This is a genomic window from Cereibacter sediminicola, assembly GCF_007668225.1.
Taxonomy (GTDB): domain Bacteria; phylum Pseudomonadota; class Alphaproteobacteria; order Rhodobacterales; family Rhodobacteraceae; genus Cereibacter_A; species Cereibacter_A azotoformans.
On record NZ_VDEK01000028.1, the window covers coordinates 42,490 to 53,185 of the forward strand.

Below are 10,696 nucleotides of genomic sequence, written 5' to 3' on the forward strand. Positions count from 1 at the left end.
ATACCTGTACCGCTTGGCAGCAAGAGCGGAACGTCCGCTTTCCTGCTTGTCAAGCCTCGGCGCGGATGATGCCCGATCCCACAGACCCTCTGCTAGCGGCCGATGACGATGCCCGCGTGCTGGCGCGGACGCTTCTGTCGAAGTCCCGCCATGCCTCGCTGGCCGTGACCGATGCGCAGAGCAACACGCCCGGAATCAGCCTGATCGCCTTTGGCCTTGATCCCGAGGGCACACCGCTGACGCTGGTCTCGGGGCTTGCGCCGCACATGGCGGCCCTGAGGGCGCATCCCGATGCGGCCGTGATGGTGGGCAGCCCCGGCGCGAAGGGCGACCCTTTGACGCATCCGCGCCTGATGATCCGCGTCCGGGCCGAGCTGATCGCCCGGGGCACGCCCGAACATGGCGACTTGCGGGCGCACTGGCTTGGCCTGCACCACAAGGCGAAGCTCTATGTCGATTTCGCCGATTTCGCCTTCGCCCGCCTGACGCCCGTCTCGGCGATCCTGAACGGCGGCTTCGGCCGCGCCTGGCGCCTGAGCCCCGATGATCTGCGCCCGGCCTGAGGGGCATCGTGCGGCAGGGGCCGGTGGGCGGGAAGGCTCGGCCACGGGCCGGAGGATGACATGCTCTCGCTGATCCTGTTTGCGGCGGCTCTGTGGGGTCTGGCCTGGTTCCTCGGGATTCCGGTCCGGCTGCGGCTGCTGGCCCTCTCGGTCCTGTGGCTTGCCGTGGTGCTCGCGCATCTGCTGCTGCCTGCGGCACATCCGTTCCGTCAGGCCACCGGCGGGGGGGCCGAGCCCTGGCTGGTCATCGGCGGGCTCGCGGCCCTGGTGCTGGGCTACCGGCTGGGCCTTGGCGCGCTGCGGCGGCGCGCGCGCGGCGCCGAGGCGCCACCTGCGCCGGGGCTCTTCCGCCCGGCCGAGCTGGAACGCTACGCCCGCCACATCATGCTGCGCGAGGTGGGCGGCCCGGGCCAGAAGCGGCTGAAGGAGGCGCGCGTGCTGGTGATCGGGGCCGGCGGCCTCGGCTCGCCCGCGCTGCTCTATCTGGCGGCGGCGGGCGTGGGCACGGTGGGCGTGATCGACGCCGACCGGGTCGAGGCCTCGAACCTCCAGCGGCAGGTGATCCACACCGACGCGCGGATCGGCTGGCCCAAGGTGCGCTCGGCGGCCGAGGCGATGCGGGCGCTCAATCCCTTCGTCGAGGTGCGCCCCTACGAGCGGCGGCTGACCGAGGAGAATGCGGCGGCCCTGTTCGCCGATTACGACCTGATCCTCGACGGGACGGACAATTTCGACACGCGCTACCTCGCCAACCGCATGGCCGTGGCGGCCGAGAAGCCGCTCATCTCGGGCGCCATCACGCAATGGGAGGGGCAGGTCAGCCTCTATGACCCGGCGCGCGGCGGTCCCTGCTTCCAGTGCACCTTCCCCGAGCGGCCGGCACCGGGCCTTGTGCCCACATGCGCCGAGGCGGGGGTGATCGCACCGCTGCCGGGGGTGGTGGGCTCGATCATGGCGGTCGAGGCGATCAAGCATCTGACGGGTGCGGGCGCAACGCTGCGCGGGGCGCTGCTGATCCACGATGCGCTCTGGGGCGAGACGCGGCGGATCGCGCTGAAACCTCGTGCAGGCTGCCCGGTCTGCGGCGGCCGAGGCGGCGCCGGCTGACGGTCGCGCCCGAGGGGATGGACGGCGACGGGTCGCCGCCCTAGCCTTGAGGGCGAAGGAGACCCGCCATGACCCATCCGCTGCTTGCGCCCTGGACCACGCCGTTTGCCCTGCCTCCCTTCGCCGAGATCCGCGACGAGCAGTTCGGTCCGGCCTTCGAGGCGGGGCTTGCCGAGGCGCGCGCCAACATCCGCGCCATCGCCGACAATCCCGACGCCCCGAGCTTTGCCAACACGATCGAGGCGCTGGAACTGGCCGAGGAGACGCTCGACCGGGTGGCGGGCGTCTTCTACAACCTCGCCGGGGCGGACAGCAACGCCGCGCGCGAGGCGCTCCAGCGCGAGCTGGCGCCGAAGATGTCGGCCTTCTCCTCCGAGGTGGTGACCAACCGCCCGCTCTTCCAGCGGATCGAGACGCTCTGGCAGCAGCGCGACGGGCTCGGCCTCACCCCTGAACAGGAGCGGGTGCTGATGCTCTACCGGCGGATGTTCGTGCGCTCAGGCGCCCGGCTCGAGGGGGCCGAGGCCGAGCGGCTGACCGAGGTCAAGGCACGGCTGGCGGTGCTGGGCACCACCTTTGCGCAGAACCTGCTGGCCGATGAGCGCGAGTGGATGATGCCGCTGGCCGAGGAGGATCTGGAGGGGCTGCCGGCGTTCGTGGTCGAGACCGCCCGCGCGGCGGGCGCCGAACGCGGGGCCGAAGGGCCGGTCGTCACGCTCAACCGCTCGCTGATCGTGCCCTTTTTGCAATTCTCGCCGCGGCGCGAGCTGCGCCGGCGCGCCTATGAGGCCTGGGTTGCTCGGGGGGCCAACGGCAACGCCACCGACAACCGCGCCGTGGCGGCCGAGATACTCGCGCTGCGCGAGGAGAGGGCGAAGCTCCTCGGCTATCCGGGTTTTGCGGCCTACAAGCTCGAGACCGAAATGGCCAAGACCCCCGACGCGGTGCGAGAGCTTTTGCTGCGCGTGTGGGAGCCCGCCAAGGCGCGGGCCGAGGCGGACGGGGTCGTGCTCGAGGCGATGATGCACCGCGACGGGATCAACGGCGATCTCGAACCCTGGGATTGGCGCTACTACTCCGAGAAGCGCCGCGCGGCCGAGTTCGACCTCGACGAGGCGGCGCTGAAACCCTACCTGCCGCTCGAGCGGATGATCGAGGCGGCCTTCGACTGCGCCCACCGCCTCTTCGGGCTGGAGTTCCGGCCGCTCGACGTGCCGCTCTACCACCCCGACGTGCGCGCCTGGGAGGTGACGCGCGAGGGCCGGCACATGGCGGTCTTCCTCGGCGACTGGTTCGCGCGCGCCTCGAAACGCTCCGGTGCCTGGTGCTCGACCATGCGGGGGCAGCGCAAGCTTGGCGGCGAGGTGCGGCCCATCGTGGTCAATGTCTGCAACTTCGCCAAGGGCGAGCCGGCGCTGCTGTCGTGGGACGATGCGCGCACGCTCTTTCACGAGTTCGGCCATGCGCTGCACCAGATGCTCTCGGACGTGACCTACGGCTACATCTCGGGCACCTCGGTCGCGCGCGATTTCGTCGAACTGCCGAGCCAGCTTTACGAACATTGGCTCGAGGTGCCCGAGGTGCTGGAACGGCACGCGCGCCACTGGCAGACGGACGAGCCGATGCCGGCCGCGATGCGGGAACGGCTGCTCGCCGCCTCGACCTATGACCAGGGCTTTGCGACCGTCGAGTTCATCTCGTCGGCCATGGTGGATCTGGCCTTCCATGAAGGCGAGGCCCCGGCCGATCCGATGGCGCGACAGGCCGAAGTGCTCGAGGGCCTCGGGATGCCCCGGGCGATCCGTATGCGCCACGCGACGCCGCACTTTGCGCATGTCTTCACTGGCGACGGCTATTCCGCGGGCTACTACAGTTACATGTGGTCCGAGGTGATGGATGCGGACGCCTTCGCCGCCTTCGAGGAGGCGGGGGGCGCGTTCAGCCCCGAGATGGCCCGGCGGCTTGAGCGGCATGTGCTGTCGGCCGGCGGTTCGGATGAGGCAGAGGCGCTCTACACCGCCTTCCGCGGCCGGATGCCCGGGGTGGAGGCGCTGCTTCGCGGCCGCGGACTGCTCGACGCCGCCTGAGGCGGCAGGACGGACGGGGCGCGGCCATTGAAGGCTGCACCCGGCAACGCGGCAACTGGACAAGGAAGTTACCGATGAAAGGTATGGCCCTCTTTGCCCTTCTCGCTCTGGCGGCCTGCGAGCGGCACGTGCCCTCGGATCGCTGGCTGGGGGCGCCCTTCTTCCTCGATCCGACGGTGCAGCCCGCCGACATCGCGGGGCTGTGGTACGAGGTGGCGAGCTATCCCGCGCCCTTCCAGCAGGGCTGTCGCCGGACGACCGCGGAATACCGGCCGCTGCCGGACGGGACCATCGCCCTGACCAACCGCTGCGAGGTGAACGGCACGGTGCGTCAGGTCTCGGGCACGGCGCGGGTGGTGGCACCGGCCCGACTGACGGTGGATCTGCAAGGCGTGCCCTTCGGGGGCGACTACTGGATCCTCGGGCAGTCGCGCGACGGGCGGACGCTGGTGGTGGGCACGCCGACGCGCATCGCCGGATGGGTGCTGCACCGTGACCCGCGGATCGGACCCGAGGAACTGCGCGCGGCCCGCGACCTCTTCGAGCGGAGCGGCTACGACGCCGCCGCGCTTCAGCGCATGGACCATCGCTGAGGGCAACGCCCGGCCATCACCCGGACCGGCAGGCGGAGCCGCCCTCGGGGGCATCGAACCCCCTCAGGCGGCGCTGCCGCGGAAGGCGGCCCGTGTATCGACAGACGGTGATCACAAGCGCCCGGAGACCCCCTCCACCGGTTCTCCCGAGAGCACCCCCACGCCACAGCCTGCCACCGCTGCGGCCTTCACTCTTGTCCAAATATCCCGGGGGTCCGGGGGCAGCGCCCCCGGCCGCCGGCTCCGGTCGCTACGGCCGGTCCATCATCGCGACCGGCAGACGGCAGTCCCTTCGCGCGTCCGACGCGCAGGCACGAAACTCGAGGTCCTTCGTCAGGCAGACCCGCACCTCCTGCACATGGCCGCCTTCGCAGGTGATCGTGATCCCGTCGGGCATCAGCCCGGGATTGGCCTCGGTGAAAGCCTCCTCGAGGACGCGCGGCGGCAGCGAGATATCCTGCTCCAGCTGTCGCAGCGGCTCGGGCACGGTCACGCGGGCAAAGGCCTCGCGCATGAGGGCGAAGTAGTCCGTCGGCGGTAGATCGGCGCAGCGGCCGTGCTTCTTCCACTGGTGCCAGACAAGGCCCGGCGACATCAGGTCGGACATGGCGTCCGTCTCGCGCCGCGAGGGGTCGCGCTCGACCGTCAGGCAATAGGCCGGCCAGCCTTCCTCGCGCTGCGGCCAGAGGCCATGCAGCACGAAGCCGCGGCCCCAGCTGCATTCCTCGGCCCCCCGGGCCTCGCCTTCCAGCGCACACCAGGTCGGCTCCCAACTGAGGGCAAGGATGTAGTGGGTGAAGTCGCCCGCCCGGTCGTGATCGGCAAGGGCCGGTGCCGCGCCCAGTGCGAGTATGACAGCCAGGATGCGCATTTTTACTTCCCCTCGCTGCGGATCGGCAGTATATGCCAGCGTGAACTTCCCGAAAACGAGAAGACGCGGCCAGGCCGCAGCCGTTTTCCCGGCATGGTCAAGATTTGCAGAGGATCGCCCGATGAACAAGCCGCTGATGTCCAAGGCCACCGCGGTCTGGCTGATCGACAACACCACTCTCTCGTTCAAGCAGATCGCGGACTTCTGCGGCATGCACGAGCTTGAGGTGCAGGGCATCGCCGACGGGGATGTGGCGACCGGGGTCAAGGGCTTCGACCCGGTGGCCAACAACCAGCTCGACCAGATCGAGATCCAGAAGGGCGAAAAGGACCCGCTCTACCGGCTGAAGCTCAAGTTCAATCCCGCCGCCGTCGGCGAGGAGAAGCGCCGCGGCCCGCGCTATACGCCGCTGTCCAAGCGGCAGGACCGGCCGGCGGCGATCCTGTGGCTCGTCAAGTTCCACCCCGAGCTTTCGGACGGCGCCATCGCCAAGCTTGTCGGCACCACCAAGCCCACCATCCAGTCGATCCGCGAGCGGACGCACTGGAACATCGGCTCGATCCAGCCGATCGACCCGGTGGCGCTGGGTCTCTGCCGGCAGTCCGAGCTTGACACGGCGGTGCAGCAGGCGGCCCGCCGCAAGGCCGCCGAGGGCGTGGTGATGAGCGATGACGAGCGCCGCAAGCTCGTCTCGACCGAGCAGTCGCTCTCGATGCCGGACGAGCCGCGGATGCCGTCGGGCCTGGCGGGGCTCGAGCAGTTCGGCCGCGCCGAAGAGGAAAAGCGGCCTGCGGATTTCTCGGACGCCGATTCCTTCTTCAACCTGCCGCACGGCGATGATGCGGACGAGGACGAGGACGAGGATCCCCGCCGCTGACCGGCGGCCCGTCGCCGGCAGGGCGATGCCGGACAATTTGTGATTGATCTCACTCGTTCGATGGGCGAGGACACGAACAGCCGCCTCGGGCGGCTGTTCGCTTTTGATCGTGCCGCATTGACGACACATTGCCATTTCCGCCTTGGGGGCTGCCGCCGGTCGAGCGCCGGGCAGTCGCCTCCCGTGCAGGACCGACCATGCCAACCACCATCTCCCGAAGCTCGACACCGCGCATCAACGGCGTGGATGTCACCCGCTCCTTCGCGATCATGCTGGTGATGCTGAGCCACGCCCTTATCGAGTTCGACGTGTTTTCAGCCTTCCCCGGCACCGCCACCACGCTGACGCGCTTCCTGATCCAGACCGCGCCCGTCACCTTCATCTGCCTCTTCGGCGCCATGCTCGAGATCGTGTACGCGCCGCGCTTCGTCCCGGGCGCGGAGCAGGCCGTGACACGCCGGCTCTGGACGCGGGCGCTGCAATGCTACCTGCTGTATGCGCTGTCGGTGGTCGCGCTCCATGTGTCGGGCGGGTCGTCGCCGGGCTATACGATCCGCTGCCTCCTGATGCTGGGCGTGACGCCCTACACGGATATCCTGAAATTCTACGCGCTGGCCTTGCTGGCGGCGCCATTGCTGCTGCGTGTGCGGCGCCGCCACGGGATGAGCCCGCTGCTTCTGTTCGCGGTGGCGGTTCCGGCCGCCTATCCCCTGCTCGCACGGTTGCCCGAGCCGCCGCTCGTCTTCGGCCACGACTACCTGCTCAAGCCCGCCAGTTTCCTCTACGGCGGCACGAGCGAAGCGGGCGGCCCCTCGGTGCTGCACGGGCTGGCGCTGGTCGCGGCCGGGATGATCCTCGGGCGTGGCGTCCGCCTCCTTCTCTCGGCCGAGGGATCGACGCGGCGTGAGGGCCGGCTGATCTTCGGGCTGATGCTGGGTGCGGCCGGCACAGCCTCGGCGCTGATGTGGAACTGGCAGGCGCCCTTCGCCACCCTGGCCGCGCTGGCCGACATGAGCCTGCGGAACGACAATCACCCGCTCTACGGCTCCGTCGGCCTCACCGTGACGCTGATCGAGGTGATGCTTGCGGTCATGCTCTTTGACCGGCTCGGGCGGCGCTGGGGCAAACCCCTGCTGTTCTTCGGGCAGACGAGCCTCTTCACCTTCGCCTTCGGCAACATCCTGCTCTATCTGGCGCCCGAGAGGGTCCCCGCGATCGGTGATGGCCTGCCGCTTGCGCTTGCGTTCTTCACGATCATGATGGGGCAGAGCTGGCTTTTCCTGCGGCTCATGACGCCGGTCGCCGCGGATGCGAGCGGGATCTGGCGCAAGGTCGCGACCGGATTCCAGCGCCTCGTGCGCTGGATGCAGCGGCCGGTGGACGGGACGGTGTCGCGGCTCGTGCCGTCACGGGGCTAGGCCGGGCGAGGGGGCGGCCGCCCGGCGGGGCGGCGGCCCTCAGAACCTCCGGCGCGCCCGAAGTGCCGCGCCGATGGTGCCGTCGTCGAGATAATCCAGCTCGCCGCCGATCGGCACGCCCTGCGCAAGCGAGGTGACCTGCACGCCCGAGGGCGCGAGCACGTCGGCGATGTAGTGGGCGGTCGTCTGCCCGTCCACCGTCGCATTGAGCGCGAGGATCACCTCGGAGATGCGCTCCTCCCGCACCCTTTCGGCAAGGCGGGGGATGCGCAGCTCGTCCGGCCCGACCGAGTCGAGCGCCGAGAGTACCCCGCCCAGCACATGGTAGCGGCCGCGGAACACGCCCGCGCGCTCGAGCGCCCAGAGGTCGGCCACATCCTCGACCACGCACAGCTCGCCCGTGGCGCGGCGGTCGTCGCGGCAGATGTCGCAGAGGTCGGCGCTGGTGATGTTGCCGCAGCGGGCGCAGTCGCGCGCCGTGGCCGCAACCTCGGCCATGGCCTGCGCCAGAGGGGCCATCACGGCCCCCCGTTTCTTCAGCATCACAAGCACGGCCCGGCGGGCCGAGCGCGGCCCGAGGCCCGGCAGGCGCGCCATCAGCTCGATCAGCCGCTCGATGTCGCCCGGGGCCTCGGCCATGTCAGAAGGGCAGCTTCATGCCCGGCGGCAGGCCGAGACCGTCGGTCAGCTTGCCCATTTCCTGCTTGGCCCGCTCGGAGGCCTTCGACTGCGCGTCCTTGATCGCGGCGAGGATCAGGTCCTCGACCACTTCCTTCTCCGAGGCCACGAAGATCGAGGGGTCGATCTCGAGACCCGTCAGCTCGCCCTTGGCGGTCGCCGTGGCGCGCACGAGGCCCGCACCGGACTCGCCCACAACGGTCATGCTGCCGAGATCCTCCTGCAGCTGCGCCATCTTCTCCTGGAATCCCTGCGCGGCCTTCATCATCTTGGCCATGTCGCCAAGACCGCCCAAACCCTTCAGCATTCGTTGCTCCTCTCAATTGTCCTCGAACGGGTCCCACTCGTCCTCGACCTCGGGCAGAGCCTCGGCCGCGGCCTGTTCCTCGAGCTTGCGGATCTCGGCGATCCGCGCGCCCGGAAAGGCGGCCATCACCGCCTGCACGAGCGGGTTTTCCAGTGCCCGCGCCTCTTCTTCAAGGCGCCCCTTGTCGCGCTCTTCGGCCAGCGTCGGCGCGCCGCCGCCCGAGACGACCGACACGCCCCAGCGTGTGCCCGTCCAGCCCTGCAGACGCTGCGAAAGCCGGGCGGCCAGGTCGGGCGCGGCATCGGGCGCCGGCTCGAACTCGATACGGCCGGGGGCGAAGCGGACGAGCCGCACGCCCGTCTCGACCTCGTAAAGCAGTTTCATGTCGCGCTTCTGCCGGATCAGCTCGACCATCTGGCCAAAGCTCTGGCAGAGGACGGCGCCGGGCGCGAGCGCCATGGCGGTGGCGGCGCCCGAGGCTTGCGGCGCAGGGGCGGCGGTGCGCGGCGCGGCGGCCTGCATCCGCGCCATCGGCGCCGCGGCCGGCAGCCCTGCCTGCAGCCCACCACCGCCCCCCGGACCCGAGGGCCGCGGCTCGGACTGGAGCCTGCGGATCAGCGCCTCGGGGTCGGGCAGATCGGCCACATGGGTCAGGCGGATCACCGCCATCTCGGCCGCCATCATGGCGTTGGGCGCCAGCGAGACCTCCTCGATGGCCTTCAGCAGCATCTGCCACATGCGGGTCAGCACCCGCATCGGCAGCCGCTCGGCCATCTCGAGGCCGCGCCTGCGTTCGTCGGGCGGCGTGGTCGGATCGTCGGCGGCGTCCGGGCTGATCTTGATGATCGAGATCCAGTGCGTGATCTCGGCCAGATCGCGCAGGACGGCCATCGGGTCCGCGCCATCGGCATACTGGCCCGAAAGCTCGGCCAGCGCGCTGGCCGCATCGCCCTTCATCACCAGATCGAACAGGTCGAGCACCCGGCCCCGGTCGGCAAGGCCCAGCATCGCGCGGACCTGATCGGCCGTCGTCTCGCCCGCGCCGTGCGCGATGGCCTGATCCATCAGGCTCATCGCGTCGCGCACCGATCCCTCGGCCGCGCGGGTGATGAGCGCGAGCGCGTCGGCCGTAAGCCGCGCGCCTTCCTTGTCGGCCACCTTCGCCAGATGCGCCATCATGACCTCGGGCTCGATCCGCTTCAGGTCGAACCGCTGGCAGCGCGACAGCACCGTGACCGGCACCTTGCGGATCTCGGTGGTGGCGAAGATGAACTTCACATGGGCCGGCGGCTCCTCGAGCGTCTTGAGCAGCGCGTTGAACGCGCTGGTCGAGAGCATGTGGACCTCGTCGATGATGTAGATCTTGTAGCGCGCCGAGGCCGCGCGATAGTGCACCGAATCAATGATCTCACGGATGTCGCCCACGCCGGTGCGCGAGGCCGCGTCCATCTCCAGGACATCGACGTGCCGGCCCTCGGCGATCGAGCGGCAGGCTTCGCAGACCCCGCAGGGTTCGGTGGTCGGTCCGCCGTTTCCGTCGGGGCCGACGCAGTTCAGCCCCTTGGCGATGATCCGCGCGGTGGTGGTCTTGCCCACGCCCCGCACGCCGGTCATCACGAAGGCATGGGCGATCCGGTCGGCGGCGAAGGCGTTCTTCAGCGTGCGCACCATCGCATCCTGCCCGATCAGGTCGGCGAAGGTCTGCGGACGGTATTTGCGGGCAAGGACCTGGTAGCCTTGCTCGGGTGTGTCGGACATCGGGCCTCGGCGGATTCGGGGACGGAGCGAGATTAGGGCCCCAAACGCGCAACGTCCACCCGAAGGGGCCCGCCGCCGCGCCGTGAAGCGGACGACGTCCGATGGAACCGCACCGCTATCCTCACCCGGGGAACCGGCATGTGGTGAGGGCTGACCCACCAGTGCCGCCCCGGCGGCACCCTCCAAGGGCGCCAAGCAACAGATTGATCATGTTCAGCTGCACGCTCCGAGGTTCGCCGGTCTCGGTCTCGGTCTCGGTCTCGGGCGCGGGCGCGGTTGCTTGGTGCATTTTCTAAAATGGCCGAATCTCGGCGTGCGGAATCAACTCTTGTCGCCTTGATGCGATCAAGGCGCATAAGCGGCGGCTTGTGGGGCAGTGGATTAGGCTCCAGACTTCGGTAACGGGGCCGTTCCGGTCAAGCCGTTTTGCGCATGGG

At 69.7% G+C, this 10,696-nt stretch carries 10 protein-coding genes; 6 read left to right on the plus strand and 4 right to left on the minus strand.

Going from position 1 to position 10,696, the window contains the following annotated elements; genetic code table 11:
• The first annotated feature begins 68 nt into the window (after window positions 1-68).
• The 4 genes from FG154_RS15865 (at window position 69) to FG154_RS15880 (ending at window position 4,350) form a co-directional block, all read left to right on the plus strand.
• On the plus strand, window positions 69-563 hold the full coding sequence (locus FG154_RS15865; protein WP_186312399.1) for a HugZ family pyridoxamine 5'-phosphate oxidase: 495 nt from the start codon (window positions 69-71) through the stop codon (window positions 561-563).
• 60 nt (window positions 564-623) lie between these two features.
• Window positions 624-1,670, plus strand: coding sequence for a HesA/MoeB/ThiF family protein (locus FG154_RS15870; protein WP_145110024.1), 1,047 nt, complete (start codon window positions 624-626; stop codon window positions 1,668-1,670).
• A 68-nt stretch (window positions 1,671-1,738) separates the two neighbouring features.
• On the plus strand, window positions 1,739-3,757 hold the full coding sequence (locus FG154_RS15875; protein WP_145110027.1) for a M3 family metallopeptidase: 2,019 nt from the start codon (window positions 1,739-1,741) through the stop codon (window positions 3,755-3,757).
• Between the two features lie 74 nt (window positions 3,758-3,831).
• Entirely contained in the window at window positions 3,832-4,350 is a 519-nt protein-coding gene (locus FG154_RS15880; protein WP_145110030.1) for a lipocalin family protein, read from the plus strand.
• Between the two features lie 250 nt (window positions 4,351-4,600).
• On the opposite strand, the gene FG154_RS15885 is transcribed toward FG154_RS15880, so the two are convergent.
• Window positions 4,601-5,221 (minus strand): ribonuclease T2 family protein, encoded by a 621-nt coding sequence (locus FG154_RS15885; protein ID WP_145110033.1) that lies wholly within the window; start codon window positions 5,219-5,221, stop codon window positions 4,601-4,603.
• 121 nt (window positions 5,222-5,342) lie between these two features.
• Between FG154_RS15885 and FG154_RS15890 the strand changes: the two genes are divergently transcribed.
• The gene (locus FG154_RS15890) at window positions 5,343-6,098 is read left to right on the plus strand and encodes a DUF1013 domain-containing protein (RefSeq protein WP_145110035.1); all 756 of its coding nucleotides are present in this window, start codon (window positions 5,343-5,345) and stop codon (window positions 6,096-6,098) included.
• Between the two features lie 197 nt (window positions 6,099-6,295).
• Window positions 6,296-7,516 carry an OpgC domain-containing protein gene (gene opgC, locus FG154_RS15895; RefSeq protein WP_145110038.1) on the plus strand — a complete coding sequence of 407 codons (1,221 nt, stop codon included), beginning with the start codon at window positions 6,296-6,298 and terminating at the stop codon, window positions 7,514-7,516.
• Window positions 7,517-7,555: 39 nt separating this feature from the next.
• Here opgC and recR read toward each other — a convergent pair whose 3' ends face one another.
• The 3 genes from recR to FG154_RS15910 are packed head-to-tail and all read right to left on the minus strand — an operon-like array spanning window position 7,556 to window position 10,259.
• Entirely contained in the window at window positions 7,556-8,155 is a 600-nt protein-coding gene (recR, locus tag FG154_RS15900; RefSeq protein WP_145110041.1) for a recombination mediator RecR, read from the minus strand.
• A 1-nt stretch (window position 8,156) separates the two neighbouring features.
• Window positions 8,157-8,501 (minus strand): YbaB/EbfC family nucleoid-associated protein, encoded by a 345-nt coding sequence (locus FG154_RS15905; RefSeq protein ID WP_011907576.1) that lies wholly within the window; start codon window positions 8,499-8,501, stop codon window positions 8,157-8,159.
• 12 nt (window positions 8,502-8,513) lie between these two features.
• Window positions 8,514-10,259 (minus strand): DNA polymerase III subunit gamma/tau, encoded by a 1,746-nt coding sequence (locus FG154_RS15910; RefSeq protein WP_145110044.1) that lies wholly within the window; start codon window positions 10,257-10,259, stop codon window positions 8,514-8,516.
• Window positions 10,260-10,696: the final 437 nt, after the last annotated feature.

Coding starts and splice junctions, on each gene's coding strand:
- FG154_RS15865 (WP_186312399.1), top strand. CDS start 69: ATGCCCGATCCCACAGACCCTCTGCTAGCGGCCGATGACGATGCCCGC.
- FG154_RS15870 (WP_145110024.1), top strand. CDS start 624: ATGCTCTCGCTGATCCTGTTTGCGGCGGCTCTGTGGGGTCTGGCCTGG.
- FG154_RS15875 (WP_145110027.1), top strand. CDS start 1,739: ATGACCCATCCGCTGCTTGCGCCCTGGACCACGCCGTTTGCCCTGCCT.
- FG154_RS15880 (WP_145110030.1), top strand. CDS start 3,832: ATGAAAGGTATGGCCCTCTTTGCCCTTCTCGCTCTGGCGGCCTGCGAG.
- FG154_RS15885 (WP_145110033.1), bottom strand. CDS start 5,221: ATGCGCATCCTGGCTGTCATACTCGCACTGGGCGCGGCACCGGCCCTT.
- FG154_RS15890 (WP_145110035.1), top strand. CDS start 5,343: ATGAACAAGCCGCTGATGTCCAAGGCCACCGCGGTCTGGCTGATCGAC.
- opgC (WP_145110038.1), top strand. CDS start 6,296: ATGCCAACCACCATCTCCCGAAGCTCGACACCGCGCATCAACGGCGTG.
- recR (WP_145110041.1), bottom strand. CDS start 8,155: ATGGCCGAGGCCCCGGGCGACATCGAGCGGCTGATCGAGCTGATGGCG.
- FG154_RS15905 (WP_011907576.1), bottom strand. CDS start 8,501: ATGCTGAAGGGTTTGGGCGGTCTTGGCGACATGGCCAAGATGATGAAG.
- FG154_RS15910 (WP_145110044.1), bottom strand. CDS start 10,259: ATGTCCGACACACCCGAGCAAGGCTACCAGGTCCTTGCCCGCAAATAC.